Source organism: Streptomyces sp. NPDC104106 (assembly GCF_055584345.1).
Map to the genome: position 1 here is coordinate 298695 of NZ_JBVJMF010000002.1, position 17231 is coordinate 315925.

Consider the following 17231-nt stretch of genomic DNA (forward strand, 5'->3'; position numbering starts at 1 on the left):
CGGCTACTGCCCGGTGCGGGCCAGCGCCAGTTCCAGGACGACGAGCAGCGCGTCCCGCACCGAGCCCCGCTCCCGCGCGTCGAACACCACGACCGGCACGCCGTCGGAGACGTCCAGCGCCCAGCGGACGTCCTCCAGAGCGTGCTCCACCCTGCCGTCGAAGGCGTTGACCGCGACGGCGAACGGGATGTCCCTGTGCTCGAAGTAGTCGACGGCCGCGTAGCAGTCGTCCAGCCGGCGGGTGTCGACGATCACGAGGCCGCCGATCGCGCCCTCGACGATGTCGTCCCACATGAACCCGAACCGCTCCTGGCCGGGCGTGCCGAACAGGTACAGCTTCAGCGTCGGGTCGATGGTGAGGCAGCCGAAGTCCATCGCCACGGTGGTCGTGGTCTTGCGCGGGGTGTGCGTGAGGTCGTCCATGCCCGCCGCGACCTCGGTGATCGACGCCTCGGTGGTCAGTGGCTCGATCTCCGATATCGAGCCGACGGCGGTGGTCTTGCCCACGCCGAAACCGCCCGCGATCACCATCTTCACCGGCAGCGGCGGCCGTACGGCGGCGGGGGCGGCCGCGCCGGACACGAGCGGTTCAGTCGGCGTCACTTGGGTCACTCGGTACCCCTCGGGAGTCGGGGACGGCCCTGAGGCCATCGATGAGCCTGCGCAGGACGGACGCGTCGCGGGTGGCGCCGGCGTCGGGCACGTACACCGCCAACTGCCCCGCCTCGCGCAGGTCGTCGGCCAGGACGCGCACCACGTTCAGGTGCAGCCGCAGCCGGGACGCCAGCTCGGCGAGGGACTGCGGCAGCCGGCAGGCGGCGACGATGTCGTACCGCTCGAAGGAGAGCCCGGCGAGCGCCTGAAGCCCCTCCGCGGTGGCCACCACCTGGGTCTCCAGGGGCAGCGCCCGGCCGGAGCCGTCGTCCGCGACCCGGCCGGCGGTCACCAGGAACGGCCGTACGGCGGGGGCGGGGCCGACCGGATCGGGGCCCGCGGTGCCGTCCGCCATGAACAGGTGCTCTTTCTCCGCGGGCCGGCGCTCAGCGGGCCGACGAGGCGCCGACGCTGTTCTTCAGCTCCAGCACCAGCTGCGGGCTGAGCGCGGCACCGGCGCGGTTGGCGAACAGCGTCATCTCGTAGGCGATGTTGCCGAGCTTGGCCTCCTTGTCGGTGACGACACCGAGCACGGCGCCGGAGCCGATCGCGGAGACGATCACATGGCCGCCCTCCAGATCGATGATGACCTTGTTCAGACCGCCCAGGCCGTAGTTCCCGGACGCGCCGGCGGCCAGGCTGGTGATACCGGACACGATCGCCGCGAGCCGCTCGGAGTCGGCGTGCCCGCGCAGCTCCGACACCGCGATGAGCAGGCCGTCGGACGACACGGCGATCGCGTCCACGACGCCCGCGGTCTCGGTCGCGAAGCGGTTCAGCAGCCAGGTGAAGTCGGCGGCGGCCGCCTGGAGATCCACCGGCGCGGCACCGCCGCCCGTCGGGGTGTCACCTGTCGACGTGCTCAACTGTCGGCTCCTTCGGAAAGGCGGAACGGGTCGTCCGGCACCGCGCCCCGAGCGGGCACGGCACCGTCGGCGGGGGCGCGGTGGGGAGGGGAGTCGGGGTGCGTACTGGCGGGGGTGCCGCCTGCGGTGTCACCGGTCCGGGCGCGGACGCCGGCCGCGGTGTCGTGCGGGTGCGTCGGGGAGGGGGACGGGGCGTCGAGGGAGTGTGCCGGGCCGCCGGTGGGGGCGTCGCCGGCGGGGGCCCGCTCGTCGGTCTCGGTCGTCGTCGCGGTGGCGGGTTCCGGCACGGCGGTGGTGGGGTGCTGGGGGTCGGGGCGGCGGTGGTCGCCGGTGTCGCTGTCGCGGTGGGCGCGGGCGACGGCGGCCTCGAACTCCTCCAGCGCGCTGCGCTCGGCCTCCGCGTCCCGGAGCCGCGCGGCCTGCCCCGGCGGGGGAGTGGCGGCCGCGGTGGTGTGCAGCGTGGCCCCGCGGACCCGGCGGCGCAGCGGACGCGCGCCGGTGGCGGCCGACCCTGCGGAGCCCGGCGCCGGGGTGTGGCCGCCGGCTGCCGGGGCGGACTCCGGCTCGCGGCGCGGGACCCGGCGGGGCAGCGGCGCGTCGGCCCCGGCGCGGTCGGCCCCGCCCCGAGGCCGGGGCCGGGCGGAGGCGGAGTCCGCCGGGGACCCGGTGCCAGGTCGAGCGGTGTCCGGGCCGGTGCTCCGCGACCGCTTCGGCCCCGATACCGCGCCGGCGGGCGTCGGCCGGACCGTCACCGCACCGGCCGCCCGGCTCGCCGGCAGCAGCAGCGCGGCCGGCAGCGTCACCTCCGCCGTCACACCACCGCCCGGCGTCCGGGTCAGCTCGACCGCGATCCGCCGGCGGCGGGCCAGCGCGCCCACCACGAACAGGCCGAGCACCTTCGTCGGCACCAGGTCCAGGCGCTCACGGCGGATCAGCCGGGCGTTCTCCTCGGCCAGCCGCTCGGCGCTCATACCGAGCCCGTGGTCGGTGACCACCACGTGTGTGCCCTCGGCGCCGGTGCGGACGGTCACCTCCACGGGGCTGCCCTCGGGCGAGAACGACACCGCGTTCTCCAGGAGTTCGGCCAGCATCAGCGTGAGGTCGCCGATGACGTCCGGCTCGACCAGGGCGTCCGACGCGGCGTACAGCCGTACCCGCTGATAGCCCTCGATCTGCCCGAGCGCGGCCCGTACGACGTTGGACAGCGCCGTCGGCTCGCCGTCCAGCCCGCTCTCGCGGATGCCGGCGAGCAGCATCAGGCTGTCGGCGTTGCGGCGCAGGCGTACGGCGATGTGGTCGATGGAGTACAGCCGCTCCAGCAGCGCCGGGTCGGTCTCGCCGCGCTCCACCGCGTCGATCAGCGCGAGTTGACGGATCGTCAGGTTGCTGACGCGGCGGCCCACGTTGCCGAACATCTCGGCGGTGTTGCGCCGGCTGAGCACCTGCCGCTCCAGCAGCGCGCCGGCGGTGGTCTGCACCCGGTTGAACGCCTCGGCCAGCTCGCCGATCTCGTCGCGTGCGGTGACCGGCACGTCCCGCAGCCGGGGCGGCCCGTCGTCCTCGGCGTCGTCGTCGGCGACCCGCGCCAGCTCGCGCCCGGCCACCTCGGCGACCTCCCGCGCGGCACCGGTGAGCGCCTGCACGGGCCCGATCACCGAGCGGCGCACCAGCACCGCGAAGGCGATCCACAGCGCGAACGCGACCAGCGCCCCGCTCAGCAGCAGCCCCGCCCGCCACCGCGCGGCACCGGCTGCGTCCTCGGCGCGGCCCGCGATCTCGCCGATCAGCGCGGTGGTGATCGTCAGCCGGGCGGCGGCCTGTTCGGGATAGTGCGGGTAGTCGGCCAGCGCGCTCTGCACGGCCTGCCGGATCTGTTCCTGGCCGCCCGCCTGGAGCCGGCCCACGTCCACCTGCAACTCGGCGAAGGACTGGGCGATGCTGCGCTGCGCCGGGGTGTGTTCGACGCCGGCGAGCCGCTCGGCCTGGGCGTCGGTGGCGAACCGGCCGAAGCGGTCGCCCTGGTGGGTGTAGAGGTCGTAGGCGCCGACCGCGTTGGTGAACTCGATCAGCGCGTTGGTGTCGCCGGTCGTCGCCGCGAACACGTTGGTCTCGAAGGCCCCGTGGGCGGCGTCCGCGCGCAGCAGCGAGTCCAGCAGGTTGCCGGTGAAGGTGTCGGCGAGGTCCGCGTCGCGGTCGAGGCCGAGGCCGTCGATCAGGCCCTGGGCGGCATGGGCGTAGGCCGGGTCGATGTTGTCGGCGGGCAGGTACGACTGCTCGACCGAGGTGCGCAGGCTGGACAGGCCCTCGATCTCGCGCAGCGCCTGCGCCTCGCCGTCGGGCAGCCCGTCACCGAAGGCCGCGCGGACCGCGGCCACCTGGGCGTCGACCGCTTCCTGCGCGGCGCGGTAGGCGTTGGCCGAGGGCCGGGAGTATCCGGACTCGTAGCGCGCCGAGAGCAGGATGGCCTGCTGGTGCTCGGCCTCCACGCGGTCGACGAGCCGCGCCACCTGGGCGCTGTCCCGCACCAGCCGGGCCGCCGAGGACGCGCGGCTCCACTCCTGCACCAGGTCCGTGAAGACGTACGACAGCAGGACGGCGATGACGCCGAGCGGGACGCCGACCAGCAGGTTGAGCTTGCGGCGGAAGGGCCAGCGGTCGGTGGTGCCCCGAAGCCCGCCGCGCGCCGGGGCGTGCGGGGCGGGCGCGTCCACCTCGTCCGTGGACACACGGGCCTCCTTCTCGGGTGGTCTCCGACACCGAAACGGGCACCGTGCGCTGCCGTGGCCGGATCTCAACCGCCGCAGAGATCACCGTCTTCTTGAACGATCAATCAGCGCAGGCCGCATCACGAATCCATGACGAAGACAGCGCTCTCCGTGCACAACCGACCGCAGATCGAGGCCAATCGGTGATCTGTTGCCCTTGACTGACCGAGAACGGGCTGGATTGGATCAGTGGGTGACTTCCACCCAGCGCATCAGCAGGTCCATCCGGGGGAACCGAGGAGCGGCGGCCGTCGCCCTCATGGCGGCGGCGGCTCTGCTGACGGGCTGTTCCTCCAAGAGCGACTCGTCGGGCGGCAACCCCCTGACGGACGACAGCAAGGCGAGCGGCGGCACCGTGGTCGTCGGCTCCAACAACTTCCCGGAGAGCACCCTGATCGCCGACATCTACGGCGAGGCGCTCAAGGCCAAGGGCATCAAGGTCACGTACAAGCCGAACATCGGCAGCCGCGAGACCACCTACGGACTGATCAAGAACGGCTCCATCTCGGTGCTGCCCGAGTACAACGGCGCACTGCTGGCCTACCTGGACCCGAAGGCGAAGCCGACGACGGCCGACGCCACCACGTCGGCCATCGAGGCCAAGCTGGACTCCAAGCTGACCCTGCTGAGGCCCGCGGCGGCGCAGTCCAAGGACTCCGTGACGCTCAACGCGGCCACCGCGAAGCAGTACAACCTGACCGGGAAGTCCTCCATCGCCGACCTGAAGGCCATCGCCAAGGACCTGGTCCTCGGCGCCTCCCCGGAGTTCCAGACCCGCCAGCAGGGCCTCGTGGGCCTGAAGTCCGTCTACGGCCTGGAGTTCAAGTCCTTCCGGGCGCTGGACGCGGGCGGCCCGCTCACCCAGGCGGCGCTGAAGAAGAACGCCGTGCAGGCCGCGGACATCTTCACCACGGACCCGACCATCTCCAAGGAGAAGTTCGTCGTCCTCCAGGACCCGAAGAACCTCTTCGGCTTCGAGAACGTCCAGCCGCTCGTCCACAAGAGCGCCCTGCCCCAGAAGGGCGTGGACGCGCTCGACGCGGTCTCGGCCAAGCTCGACACCGCGACCCTGCTGGACCTGGACACCCAGGTGCAGGCCGGGAACAAGGACCCGCTGGACGTGGCCCAGGCCTGGCTGAAGTCCGCGGGCCTCGTCTGACGTCAGGCCGAGCCGTACGCCCGCGGCCGTGACGGCGCGGTGCGGGTGCGCCCGGGCGCCGGGGACACCCGCACCGCGCCGGCCGCCGCCGGATCAGAGGTCGAACTCGTGCGGCGGCAGGTCGAGCGTGAAGCACGCCTCGCGCACCACGGCCTGCTCGCTCTTGTCGAAGTCGCCGTCAGCGCCGCCGATCACGATGCCGATCTGGATGACGGCCCGCGCCTCGGCCGGCTTCTTCCTCGCCTTGGCGATCTCCTGCAGGACGCTCACCTTGCCGAAGGCGAAGTCGGTCGTCAGCCTGGCCAGGTTCTCCTCGAAACGGCGGCGCAGGTCGTCCGCCGGGAAGTTCTGCAACACCTCGTTCGTCGCGATGAGCTGGGCCACCCGCTGCCGCTCCGACGGGTCGACGGTCCCGTCGGCGGCGGCCACGAGCGCGCACATCGCCATGCTCGCGTCCCGGAACGCCCCGCTCTTCAGGTCGTTCTTCTTCGCCACCAGCTGGGTCTGCATCTGCGACGCCGACTCCTTGACGCGGTCCCACAGGGCCATGCGCACTCCTCAGGTCAACAGCCGGGCGCTCCCACGGGCCCCCGGCGGCAACTTCTACAACACGGTAGAAACTCATGGGGCGGCCGGGAAGTTCCTGCCCGCCTAGACTGAATCCCCGTACAAGCACGGCAGACCCAGGACGACGCAGCGGAAAGCAGAGGAAGGCGACAGTGGCTTCAGCGCCCGGCACCGGGTACCAGGACCCCTCCGGCGAGGTGCTCGCCGAGGCGGCCGCCGCCTTCGGACTGCTCGCCTCGCCGGCCCGGCTGCACATCGTGTGGGCGCTGATCCAGGGCGAGAGCGATGTCACCGGCCTCGCCGAACGCGTCGGCGGCGCACTGCCGGCCGTCAGCCAGCACCTCACCAAGCTGAAGCTCGCCGGCCTCGTCCGCTCCCGCCGTGAGGGCCGCCGCCAGGTGTACTTCGTCGACACCGCCGGACAGGCCGCCGTCGTGGAGGTCGTACGGCTCCTCGTCGGCCACCTCGCCGAACGGGACACGGCCGCCGCGGCCCCGGCCCGTCGCCTCCGCGGCCTCTGACCTCAGGTTGTACAGTTGCGCAAGGTGGCAAACGTTGAGGGAGAGGGAGGACCGGCCGTGCTCCGCAACGGGCTGGAACCCTGGCGTCCGCTGCTCGTCGCGGCCGTCCTCCTCGCCGTGTCCGGTCCGCGCAGACTCCCGGACGCCGCGCGGGCGCTGGGCGCACCGTGAGCACCGGGGCCCGTGCGGCGGCGAGCGCGGGTACGGTGGCCGGCGAGCGCTCCGCCACCGCTACGGCGGCCCGCTGAGCGAAGCCGCATCCCGCTCCCCGGAGGGGGCCGGCCGCTCGGGGGCCGGCCCCCTCCACTTCGGCGCCGGCAGCGGGCCGCGTCCCCGCGCCGCCCCGGGACGGGCCGGGGGTCGCGGTGGACGTGCTCCGGCGCGTTCCGGGGCGGGGTCTTGCGGTGGTCGGGGTTCCCGGCCGTTTCCCGGCGGAGCAACGGGGGCTCGCGTCGGTCGTGTTCCCGGCCCCTGTGAGGCGCGACCTCTCCGCCTTCACGCTCCCGACCGCCCCGGCGGCAGGCCTCTGGGCTGTTCGCGTCTTCGTGGCCGTCCCCGGGTCCGGCCGCCGGGCGGCAGGCCGTTCGCGGTGTGGCGCAGGGCCTGCGGGCGTTTGCCCCGTGCGGTCGCTCCGGGACGGCCTCCTGGGGTGGCTGTGCTTCCGGGGCGTTCTGGTGCCGGCCGTGGGGCCGGCATCAGAACGTGCCCTGCGCCCCCTCAGCCCCGGCGTGGGCCGCGGCCGCGGCGCGGGACTGACGGCGGCGCTCGCGGCGGCCGACGCGTGGTTCCTGGTCGGGCAGCCAGCCGAAGGCGAGGCAGCTGCCCGTGGCGCCGAGGAGGAGGCCGATGAAGAAGCCCCCCAGGTTGGACGTGAGCCAGGTGCCCAGCGAGACCAGGATCCCGGTGATGGAGTAGAAGAGCCGCTGGGAGGGGTTGAACAGGATCAGCAGGCCCAGCAGCGCCATCAACGTCGGCAGCAGATAGCCGGCCAGGCCCTGCATGCCGATGTGCATCACGACCTTCAGCGAGGCCTTCTCGGTCAGCAGGATCTCGCCGCCGCCCAGGGTGAGCAGCAGCCCGCCCCAGAACGGCCGGCGGGCCCGCCAGGCGCGGAAGGCCGGGCGCGCTCCCTGGTATGGACGGTCCGGCACGGTCGTCAGCAACCCGAGTCGCTGAAGCGGAGCTTGAGGCCGGGCAGCTTGAACACGCCTGCCGTGGTTGCGTAGTTGGTCTGCCGCAGATTGGCGATGTGCACGGTGTCGGCCTGCTGGCTGAAGACGCCCTTCGGGCCCTTCACGCCCGCCTTGGTCAGGGTGCTGGCGTCGTTGCCGATCTCGATGTTGTTGAACTCGGCGTTGCCGGACAGCTGGGTCGAGTCGGTGGTGAGGTCGCTCGCGGTGACCGGCGTCGCACCGCCGCCCGCGGTGATCAGCAGATTGGTGCCGCCGAGGTCGACGCTCTGGCACAGCTTGGTGAGGCTGGCGTTCTTGATCGCCGAGGTGACGACGAGTTCCTGGCCACCGGTGTCCCCGGCGTTCGGGCTGCCGGCCGCCATGTTGTCGAGCGCGCCGAACTGCTCGAACCCGGTGCCGGTCAGATCGGTCGCGGTGACCGTGAACGGCATGCCGGAGATGGCGAACTGCACACCGAGCGCGCCCTGCGAGGTGAGGACGGCGAGGCCGGCGGCGACCAGGGTGGCGGGCACCGCCATCACCGCGGCCCGGCGTGCGCGGACCCGCCCTCGTCTGTCGCCCCCGGCGGCGGCCTGGTCGGTACGTGGTGCGTCGGATGCTTCGGACAGTGAACCGTTTTCCGGGTTCTCGGAGGTGGTGCCGTCGGACGGGACGTCCGGGGACGAGGCCATGTCTGCTCCCATGGGCATGGATCCATTGCGGGTCGGGCATCAGGTGGCGCGGTGTCCTGGCGCGGACAGCGACCGCCGCGCACGCCTCCTCGCACTCCCGGCGGGCAAGGGCTTTCTCGTTACGCGGCAGTAGCCTCCGAGGAAGTTACTGCCGGTTACTTTGAAGGGTCAAGGGAGATGTGAAAAAAGGGTGTCGAACTTGTTCGACCCTCGGTCACAAGCCGCAACTGCCCTTGCTCCGCTTGACGTTGACGGTCGCTCAGGTCTACAACTTCCCCTGTTTCCCGGATCCGTGGCGCCGGATCCGCCGAGCGGCACCGGCCGTGTTCGCGACCCCTTCCCGGCGATCGCTCACCTCGGCTCACGGCAACCGCTCACGCCGGCGCGGCGCACGGGTCTCTTCCCCCGGGCCCGTCCGCCCGCCGGCCCCGTCCGGCCCGGCCGGAGGTCTTCCCCCGAGGCCTTCGGCCGGTGCCCGGTCCGCCGCCGTCACCGGTCCCGCCGCGCACGGAGAAGGCGCGGCGGCCCGCGCCGGCGGCACCTCGCACCACCCGTGCGGTGATCACCGCGTCACGCACCCCCGCGCCGCCGCCACCGGCGCCCCGCACCACCGCGTGACGCGCCACCCGCACCACCGCGCGCCCGTGTGCGTCCACGCGCGCCGCGTGCACCATGACGCACCATCCACCGAGGCAGCCACCCCCCAGCGCACCTCGACCGATCCCCACTCAGGAAAGAGGCACCCGCATGCGTACGCGATCCGTCCTCACCCTCGCCGGCGCGGCGACCGCTCTCGCCCTCACGGTCGCGACCCCCGCCTCCGCCGACGGCGCCGTCCTCACCACCGGCGGCGCTGGCGGCACCGCCGTCGCCGTCGGCGACACCCTCACCGCGCCGCTCGCCTCCGGCACGGCCGCCACGCTCTACTCCAGCGCCACCGGCACCAGTGGTGTCTCCTGCACGTCCTCCCAGTTCACCGCCTCGGTCACCGCCAACCCGTCCGCCCCCGGCACGGCCACCGAGTCCGTCACCGGCCACACCTTCGACGCCTCCTCGTGCACCAGCAACGTCCTCGGCGTCACCGGCGTCAGCAGCATCACCGTCGACAACCTGCCCTACACTGCATCGGTCGGCTCCGACGGCACCCTCACCGTCTCCCCGGCGGGCGGCTCGGTCATCCAGACCACGGTCAAGCTGAAGACCCTGCTGGGCAGCATCACCTGCGTCTACCAGGCGGCCGCCCTGACCGGCAAGACCGGCAACTCCGACAGCAGCATCAGCTTCACCAACCAGCAGTTCACCAAGACCTCCGGTTCGTCGCTGTGCTTCTCCAGCGGCTACTTCACGGCCAAGTACGCGCCCGTGACGGACAATGGCGCCCAGGTGTACGTCAACTAGACCCCGTTCGAGGTAACTTCACCAGGAGGCCCGAGCCGCCGGCGGCGGCTCGGGCCTTGGCGTGTCCGGCGTACGGCGGTGCCGCGGGACCGGCACACCGGGGATCGGGGGCGCAAGGCACCGACCGGTTCGGCTGTTTCGCGCCTCCAGTGAGCCCCCGTTGAGGAGCCGGCCGTCGGCCTCGTATCGTGGCGATCATGGGCGCGGCGCGCGTCGTCCCGCGACGGCCGGGCAGTGGCGGGTCAGGAAGGAGGAGACCGGTCTGATCTCACCCGATCACGGGCCGCTGAAGGGCTGTTCGCTCCGGGAGCCGCAGGTGACACGTGTCGTGCCGCCGGCTCGCACGCCCGACTCCCGATGTCGGTCGGTGAGTTATCGTGTGCATGGTGTGAGAAACAAACCGCATGTCCCGTTCGTAAGTTCACGAGGAGGGGTCCCCATGGCGAGGCAGTTACGCGCCGAGCAGACCCGGTCGACGATCATCACGGCCGCCGCCGATCTGTTCGACCGGCAGGGCTACGAGTCCACCAGCCTGAGCGACATCGTCACGCACGCACAGGTCACCAAGGGCGCGCTGTACTTCCACTTCGCCGCCAAGGAGGACCTGGCCCAGGCCATCCTGGTGCTCAACGCCCAGGCGGCGCGCCGGCTCGTCGCCGACGTCGAGAGCCGGGGCTACTCCTCGCTGGAGGCGCTGATGCGGACCACGTTCGGCATCGCCCGGCTCGCCGTGGAGGACCCGGTGCCCCGCGCCGCGCTCCGCCTCGCCACCGCCGACATCGCCGTACGGCCGCCGGTCAGGCATCTGTTCACCGAATGGCTGGAGTTCGCGACGCGCAAGTTCCACGGGGCCGTCCGGGAGGCCGATGTGCACAGCGAGATCGACGTCGGTGTGGTCGCGCACTCCCTCGTGTCCTTCTACGTCGGCACCAGGGTCGCCGGCCGCAAGCTCGAACCGGTGGGCCGGCTGCCGCGCCGGGTCGCCGAGATGTGGCACCTCTTGATCCGCGGCCTGGTCCCCGTGCACCGCCGCCCGCGCTACGTCACCCTCGCCACGCAGCTGGAGCGGGAGATCAGATCCGCCTGACCCGCGCGCTACCGTGGCGGACATGCCCGACACCCCGTTCGCACCCGTGATCCTCGGCAACGCACCCGGCTCCTTCCCGCACAGCGTGCTGGCCGAACGGCACCCCGCGATCATCCAGCGGGTGCGGGACGCCTTCCCGTACGGCCCGGAGCAGCACCGGGCACTGGACGAGCTGCTGGAGAACTGCACCGAGGGGGCGATCGAGCCACTGCCCGCCGACGCCCCGGACCGGGACCTGTGGCGCCGCTGGGGTCTGCCCGCCCACACCGGCCGGTCCTGGTACGACGTGCCCTGGCTGTGGTCCGAGAGCTGGTTCTACCGCAGGCTGCTCGACGCCGTGGGCTACGTCGGGCCCGGCGCCTGGCAGGGCATCGACCCCTTCCGTCCCTTCAAGCGCGCCGAACTCGACGCCCCGCAGACCGACGCGGAACTCACCGCCCTCGACGGCCTGCCCGGCCTGCCGGAGGAGGAGCGGGCCCGCGCCCTGCTGCACGGCTCGCTGTGGGGCAACCGCGCCGACCTCGGCTTCCGGCTCTCCGCCGAAGGCGCCGATGCCCGCGACCCGGCCCCCGCGCTCGTCGCCGACGACAGCGACACCCTGTGGTCGCTGCTCCCGCCCACGCACGAGGCCACGCTCGTCCTGGTCGCGGACAACGCGGGCCGCGAACTCGTCCCGGACCTGCTGCTGCTCGCCCACCTCCTCGCCGAGGGCCGCGCCGCCCGGGCGGTGCTGCACGTCAAGCCGCACCCGTACTACGTCTCCGACGCCACGACCGCCGATGTCGTCGACGCGCTGCACCGGCTACGAGCGGCCCGGGGCGCGGCCGGCGGGTACGGACGCGTGCTCTGGTCGGCGCTGGCCGAGGGCCGCCTCACCGTACGCGCCCACCCCTTCTCGTGCGCCCCGCTGCCGTACGCGCAGATGCCGGACGACCTGCGCGCCGAGTTCGCCGCGGCCACGCTGACCGTGTTCAAGGGCGACCTCAACTACCGCCGTCTGGTGGGCGACCGGCTGTGGCCGCCCACCACGCCCTTCGCGGAGGTGACCGGTTGGTTCCCGGGTCCGGTCGCCGCGCTGCGCACCCTGAAGTCCGACGTCGTCACCGGCCTGTCCGCGGCCACCGAGGCCGCGCTCGTCGCCGCGGAGCGGCAGCACTGGCGCACCAGCGGCACGCACGCGCTCATCCAGGTCTCACGGCACCCGCAGCCGCAGTGACTTGATCCCGTTGATGAAGTTCGACACGAGCCGAGCGGGCGGTGCGGCGAGGTGGATCCCGGGCAGGGCGCGCAGCACCTCCTCGTGGAGCAGCCGGAGTTGCAGCCGTGCGAAGTGGGCGCCCAGGCAGACGTGGGGGCCGTCGCCGAAGGACACGTGCGGGTTGGGGGAGCGGGCGAGATCGAGCCGGCCGGGGTCGGTGAAGACCCGCTCGTCCCGGTTGGCCGAGGCGTGGAAGACGACCACCTTGTCACCGGCCCGGATCCGCCGCCCCGCCAGTTCGGTGTCCTCGGCGGCGGTGCGCCGGAAGGTCAGCACGGGCGGGTGCCAGCGCAGCAACTCCTCGATCGCCGACCGCGGTTCCGCCGTGCCGTCGCGCAACCGCGCGTACGCGTCCGGGTGTTCCGCGAGCGCGAGCAGACCGCCCGGAGCCGCACCGCGCACCGTGTCGTTGCCGGCGATCGTGAGCAGGAAGAAGAACATCTCCAGCTCGGCGGCGGCGAGTTCCGCGTCGTGGGCGAGCGTGGTCATCACGTCGTCCGCCGGGTAGCGCCGCTTGTACGCCGCGAGCTGCCGCGCGTAGCCGAACATGTCCCGCAGCATCGCCGGGGACCGTGGATCGACCGGGCTGCCCGTCGCGTCCAGCACCGGGGGCGCCGCCTCGTCCGGGTCCTGGTAGCCGATGACCCGCTGCGTCCAGTGCAGCAGCAGGCCGCGGTCGCTCTCCGGTACGCCCAGCAGGTCCGCCAGGTTGAGCAGGGCGTACTCGTCGGTGACGGCGCGCACCAGGTCGACCGTGCCGTCCCCCTCCCGTGCCGTCGCCAGCGCCCCGGCGAGCAGGTCGCGCGCCCGCTGACGGGCGGCACCCGCGAACCGGTCCACCCGGCCCGGCGTGAACGCCCGACTGACCAGACGCCGCAGCCGGCCGTGCTGGGGCGGGTCCTGGTTGAGCATCATGCGGCGGATGAACGGCAGGTCGTCCGGGTGGGGGTCCCGGATCTGCGTGGCGCCGAGGTGCGAGGAGTACGTCACGGCGTCCTTCAGCACCCGGACGACGTCCACGTGCCGGGTCACGGCCCAGAACCCGGGCCCGGCCGGCCAGCCCAGCACCTCCGGCTCCTCCTGCCAGGCGACCGGATAGTGGTCGCGCAGAACGCGGTAGTCCTCGTGGGGGACGGCGACGCCGTACCGCCGGGGGTCGAAGACGTCCGGCGCCGGCGGCGCTTCGGGCACGGTCACGCCGACTCACCCGCGGCGGCGGGAGCTTCGGCGTCCTCGCGCAGGAAGTCCTCGACCACCCCAATCAGTTCGAGCGGTGTCTCGTCCATCGGGTAGTGGCCGGCGCCGGGGAGCGTGACGAGTTCGGCGTGCGGGAACCACGCCAGCCAGGTCTGCCGCATGACTTCCGGGGACAGCGCCGGGTCGAGGGCGCCGGCCACCGCGAGGGCGGGCACCGCGCAGCCCTCGACGTCGGCGTGGAAGTCCTCGCCCGCCCAGGAGTCCAGCCAGGCCCGGAACGCCTTGGCGTCGCTGCGCTCCAGCGAGCGGGCGACCATCCGGTCCAGCCAGGCGGCCGGGCGCCGGCCCCCGGTGGTGACGTCGATGATCGCGCGCCGGTTCTCCGGCCTGTGCGCCGCGTCCGCGAACAGCGCGGCCTGCTCTCCTGCGAGCGGCAGCCCCGAGGCCGGCACCGGCGAAAGACCGGCGATGCGGCGCAGCCGCCGCGGAGCACGGACCGCCAGCCGCTGGGCCACCGCGCCGCCCATCGAGTGCCCGACCACCGAGAACCGCTCCCAGCCGAGCCGGTCGGCCAGGTCCAGCAGATCCCCGGCCGCCCCGGCCGTCGTGTACGGGCCCGCCGCGTCCCGGGCCTCGCCGTAACCGCGCAGGTCCACCAGCGCGTAGGTGAAGGCGGTCCGGTCGAGATCCGGCAGCACGGCCGCGTAGGCGGAACGGTCGGCGAACCAGCCGTGCACGGCGAAGACCTTGTGGGAGCCGTCGCCGTGCACCTCATGGGGCAGCACGAAGGAGGTCATGTGCCTACCGTGGCCCGCCCGCGGGATCACGGCAAGGGCCCGGACGGGGCGTACGGGTGGGCCCGCCGGTGCAGCCCGGCCCACCGGCACGCGGCCGCTCGTACCGCAGCGGACGACGTTCGCCCCGTCGCGACGCCCGGCACCTCCCCCGCCGCGCGGGAGGTGCACGCCACTCGCCGCACCGGCCGAGCCCCATGTACGCCCAGTGTGAGGACGTCCGGCCGGTACGCCGACAGTCCGCACCGGACACCGCCCCTTGCCGGGCGAACGTTGCCTGCCGGGGCACCGGCCGGTGGCGGACGAGCTGAGGAACCGGCCGATGCCACGGGCCGCGACCTCGGCTCGTCCGGCATCGACAGCACGTACGCGTCCGGCACTTCGGCGTACCGCCCCGCCGGCAGCAGCCGCGCCGGGCGGTGACCGTGCGTGGGCGGCACCACGCGGTCGCGCGGTGACCACGGCACGAGCGCCGGCCCGGTGAGGCGGCGCGGCGCCTCGGTGTCGCGCACGAGTCGCTCCTTGTCGAACGGCCCGCGGCAGTAGGCGAGCTGGTCACGCCGGACGCGGGGATCGGCGAGCAGGGGTTCGGCCCTGCCGCCCGCCGCCCGGTCGGCCGCCGGTGGTCGCCCGGTCCTGGCCGCCGGGCGCGCGCCGGCGACATACGCCGCGTCGTTGCGCGACACCCGGGTGAGGACCGCGCCGTGAGGGGAGCGTGCCCGGCGGCGCGGCGGACGGCCCACGAGGCCGGTTGTCGCGCGCCGGCGGCGCACACACCGGGCGCGCCGGGGTCAGGGTTTCGGGGGCGGTTCACGCGATGGTGTGATCATGTACGGCGCGGTGGATGGGCGCCGGCGGCCACGGGTAGGGCCCGGGCCATGACGCAGCCGTTCGAACTCCCGCACTTCTACATGCCGTATCCCGCGCGGCTCAACCCGCACCTCGACGAGGCACGGGCCCACTCCACCGCGTGGGCCCGCGAGATGGGCATGCTGGAAGGCTCCGGGGTCTGGGAGCAGACCGACCTGGAGGCGCACGACTACGGACTCCTGTGCTCCTACACCCACCCCGACTGCGACGGTCCCGCCCTCTCGCTGATCACCGACTGGTACGTGTGGGTCTTCTTCTTCGACGACCACTTCCTGGACATGTTCAAGCGGACCCAGGACCGTGCCGCCGGCAAGGCCCACCTCGACCGCCTGCCGCTGTTCATGCCGCTCGACCTCGCCACTGCCGTGCCCGAGCCGGAGAATCCCGTCGAGGCCGGGCTGAGGGACCTGTGGCGCCGCACGGTGCCGGCGATGTCCGCGCACTGGCGCCGCCGTTTCGCCCTCGCCACCGAGCACCTGCTCAACGAGTCGATGTGGGAGCTGTCGAACATCAACGAGGGGCGGATCGCCAACCCCGTCGAGTACATCGAGATGCGCCGCAAGGTGGGCGGCGCGCCGTGGTCGGCGGGGCTCGTGGAGTACGCGACGGCCGAGGTACCCGCCGCCGTCGCCGGGACCCGCCCGCTGCGCGTGCTGATGGAGACGTTCTCCGACGCCGTCCACCTGCGCAACGACCTCTTCTCCTACCAGCGCGAGGTCGAGGACGAGGGCGAGAACAGCAACGGCGTGCTCGTCCTGGAGAAATTCTTCGGCTGCACCACCCAGGAGGCCGCCGACACGGTCAACGACATCCTCACCTCGCGCCTGCACCAGTTCGAGCACACCGCGCTCACCGAAGTCCCCGCCGTCGCCCTGGAGAAGGGCCTCGCCCCGGACCAGGTCGCCGCGATCGCCGCCTACACCAAGGGACTTCAGGACTGGCAGTCCGGCGGCCACGAATGGCACCTGCGTTCCAGCCGCTACATGAACGAGGGCGCGCCCGGCAGTTCGCCCTGGCAGCTCCCGAGCGGTCCCGGCACGGCCGCGGCCGACGTCGGCGCCCTGCTCGCCGCGGCCGCCCAGCAGCGCCTGCGCGCCTACACGCACGTGCCGTACCAGAAGGTCGGCCCGTCCGTGCTGCCCGAGTTCCACATGCCGTACGAGCTGAGCCTGAGCCCCCATCTGGACCGCGCCCGCGGTGAACTCCTCGCCTGGTCGCACCGCATGGGCATCCTGGCGGAGGGCGTCTGGGACGAGGACAAGCTCGCCGCCTACGACCTCGCGCTCTGCTCGGCCGGGCTGGACCCGGACGCCACCCCCGAGGCCCTCGACCTCAGCGCGCAGTGGCTCGCCTGGGGGACGTACGCCGACGACTACTACCCCCTCGTGTACGGCCCCCGCCGGGATCTCGCCGGGGCGCGGCTGAGCACGGCCAGGCTGTCGCGGTGCATGCCCGTCGAGGGCGGGACGGCCCTCGTCCCCGCCGACGCCATGGAACGCGGCCTGACCGACCTGTGGGCGCGCACCACGGCCGGGATGACCGCCGACGACAAGCGCACCCTCAGGACGGCGGTGGACGCCATGACCGAGAGCTGGGTGTGGGAGCTGTCCAACCAGCTCCAGAACCGCGTGCCCGACCCGGTCGACTACCTGGAGATGCGGCGCGCCACCTCCGGCTCCCACCTCACCCTGAGCCTCGCCCGCAGCGGACACGGCCCCGCGATCCCGCCCGAGGTCCACCGCAGCGGTCCGGTCACGGCCCTGGAGAACGCCGCGATCGACTACGCCTGCCTCGTCAACGACATCTTCTCGTACCAGAAGGAGATCGAGTACGAGGGCGAGATCCACAACTCCGTCCTGGTCGTGCAGAACTTCTTCGGCGTGGACTACCCGGCCGCGCTGCGGGTCGTACACGACCTGACCACCCAGCGGATGCAGCAGTTCGAGCACATCATCGCGCACGAACTGCCCGTGCTCCAGGAGGACTTCGCGCTGTCCGCCGAGTCCCGCGCCGCCATGGACGCCTATGTCCGCGACCTGCAGAACTGGCTCGCGGGCCTCCTCAACTGGCATCGCGACGTGGACCGTTACCAGGCCCGGTGGCTGGCCCGCCGCTCCCACGGCTTCCTGCCCGGACGCCCGCCCGCCGTGCCCGTCCCGTCGATGAGCTGACGGCCGCGGAGACTTCGCGTACGGAACCGGGCATTCAGGGAACTTCCACGCGCCCAGCGG

16 protein-coding genes are annotated in these 17231 nt (G+C 73.1%); 7 read left to right on the top strand and 9 right to left on the bottom strand.

Annotated elements, in window-relative coordinates; translation table 11 throughout:
- Nucleotides 1-3: 3 nt before the first annotated feature.
- The 4 genes from ACZ60X_RS05290 to ACZ60X_RS05305 are packed head-to-tail and all read right to left on the bottom strand — an operon-like array spanning nucleotide 4 to nucleotide 4246.
- Nucleotides 4-603 (bottom strand): GTP-binding protein, encoded by a 600-nt coding sequence (locus tag ACZ60X_RS05290; protein ID WP_469593495.1) that lies wholly within the window; start codon nucleotides 601-603, stop codon nucleotides 4-6.
- Nucleotides 590-1009 carry a DUF742 domain-containing protein gene (locus tag ACZ60X_RS05295; RefSeq protein ID WP_469593497.1) on the bottom strand — a complete coding sequence of 140 codons (420 nt, stop codon included), beginning with the start codon at nucleotides 1007-1009 and terminating at the stop codon, nucleotides 590-592. The genes ACZ60X_RS05290 and ACZ60X_RS05295 overlap by 14 nt, the downstream gene beginning before the upstream one ends.
- A 31-nt stretch (nucleotides 1010-1040) precedes the next feature.
- Entirely contained in the window at nucleotides 1041-1520 is a 480-nt protein-coding gene (locus ACZ60X_RS05300) for a roadblock/LC7 domain-containing protein (protein ID WP_469593499.1), read from the bottom strand.
- Nucleotides 1517-4246 (bottom strand): sensor histidine kinase, encoded by a 2730-nt coding sequence (locus tag ACZ60X_RS05305; RefSeq protein WP_469593501.1) that lies wholly within the window; start codon nucleotides 4244-4246, stop codon nucleotides 1517-1519. The genes ACZ60X_RS05300 and ACZ60X_RS05305 overlap by 4 nt, the downstream gene beginning before the upstream one ends.
- A 232-nt stretch (nucleotides 4247-4478) precedes the next feature.
- Between ACZ60X_RS05305 and ACZ60X_RS05310 the strand changes: the two genes are divergently transcribed.
- The gene (locus tag ACZ60X_RS05310; RefSeq protein WP_469593504.1) at nucleotides 4479-5444 is read left to right on the top strand and encodes an ABC transporter substrate-binding protein; all 966 of its coding nucleotides are present in this window, start codon (nucleotides 4479-4481) and stop codon (nucleotides 5442-5444) included.
- 93 nt (nucleotides 5445-5537) lie between these two features.
- Here the strand turns inward: ACZ60X_RS05310 and ACZ60X_RS05315 are convergent, their stop codons facing one another.
- Entirely contained in the window at nucleotides 5538-5993 is a 456-nt protein-coding gene (locus ACZ60X_RS05315) for a tellurite resistance TerB family protein (protein WP_469593506.1), read from the bottom strand.
- 170 nt (nucleotides 5994-6163) lie between these two features.
- Here ACZ60X_RS05315 and ACZ60X_RS05320 point away from each other — a divergent pair, with 170 nt between their 5' ends.
- Nucleotides 6164-6532, top strand: coding sequence for an ArsR/SmtB family transcription factor (locus ACZ60X_RS05320; protein WP_469593508.1), 369 nt, complete (start codon nucleotides 6164-6166; stop codon nucleotides 6530-6532).
- A 57-nt stretch (nucleotides 6533-6589) separates the two neighbouring features.
- The gene (locus tag ACZ60X_RS05325) at nucleotides 6590-6703 is read left to right on the top strand and encodes a twin-arginine translocase TatA/TatE family subunit (RefSeq protein ID WP_469593510.1); all 114 of its coding nucleotides are present in this window, start codon (nucleotides 6590-6592) and stop codon (nucleotides 6701-6703) included.
- Nucleotides 6704-7227: 524 nt separating this feature from the next.
- On the opposite strand, the gene ACZ60X_RS05330 is transcribed toward ACZ60X_RS05325, so the two are convergent.
- Both ACZ60X_RS05330 and ACZ60X_RS05335 read right to left on the bottom strand, forming a co-directional pair.
- Nucleotides 7228-7683, bottom strand: coding sequence for a DUF6114 domain-containing protein (locus ACZ60X_RS05330; RefSeq protein WP_469593512.1), 456 nt, complete (start codon nucleotides 7681-7683; stop codon nucleotides 7228-7230).
- Between the two features lie 5 nt (nucleotides 7684-7688).
- Nucleotides 7689-8396, bottom strand: a complete 708-nt coding sequence (locus ACZ60X_RS05335) for a DUF6230 family protein (protein ID WP_469594379.1) — start codon at nucleotides 8394-8396, stop codon at nucleotides 7689-7691.
- A 747-nt stretch (nucleotides 8397-9143) separates the two neighbouring features.
- Between ACZ60X_RS05335 and ACZ60X_RS05340 the strand changes: the two genes are divergently transcribed.
- From ACZ60X_RS05340 to ACZ60X_RS05350, 3 genes are all read left to right on the top strand, one after another.
- Nucleotides 9144-9794, top strand: a complete 651-nt coding sequence (locus tag ACZ60X_RS05340) for a Tat pathway signal sequence domain protein (protein ID WP_469593514.1) — start codon at nucleotides 9144-9146, stop codon at nucleotides 9792-9794.
- A gap of 439 nt (nucleotides 9795-10233) precedes the next feature.
- The gene (locus ACZ60X_RS05345; protein ID WP_469593516.1) at nucleotides 10234-10881 is read left to right on the top strand and encodes a ScbR family autoregulator-binding transcription factor; all 648 of its coding nucleotides are present in this window, start codon (nucleotides 10234-10236) and stop codon (nucleotides 10879-10881) included.
- Between the two features lie 22 nt (nucleotides 10882-10903).
- Nucleotides 10904-12097: a damage-control phosphatase ARMT1 family protein gene (locus tag ACZ60X_RS05350; protein WP_469593518.1), complete on the top strand. Its 1194-nt coding sequence runs from the start codon at nucleotides 10904-10906 to the stop codon at nucleotides 12095-12097.
- Here ACZ60X_RS05350 and ACZ60X_RS05355 read toward each other — a convergent pair.
- Nucleotides 12074-13336 carry a cytochrome P450 gene (locus ACZ60X_RS05355; RefSeq protein WP_469593520.1) on the bottom strand — a complete coding sequence of 421 codons (1263 nt, stop codon included), beginning with the start codon at nucleotides 13334-13336 and terminating at the stop codon, nucleotides 12074-12076. The genes ACZ60X_RS05350 and ACZ60X_RS05355 overlap by 24 nt on opposite strands.
- A complete protein-coding gene (locus tag ACZ60X_RS05360) occupies nucleotides 13333-14133 on the bottom strand; it encodes an alpha/beta fold hydrolase (RefSeq protein ID WP_469593522.1) in 801 nt (266 codons plus the stop codon). Before ACZ60X_RS05360 ends, ACZ60X_RS05355 begins: the two co-directional genes overlap by 4 nt.
- Before the next feature lie 875 nt (nucleotides 14134-15008).
- Here ACZ60X_RS05360 and cyc2 point away from each other — a divergent pair.
- Nucleotides 15009-17171, top strand: a complete 2163-nt coding sequence (gene cyc2, locus ACZ60X_RS05365) for a germacradienol/geosmin synthase Cyc2 (protein WP_469593526.1) — start codon at nucleotides 15009-15011, stop codon at nucleotides 17169-17171.
- Nucleotides 17172-17231 lie beyond the last annotated feature (60 nt).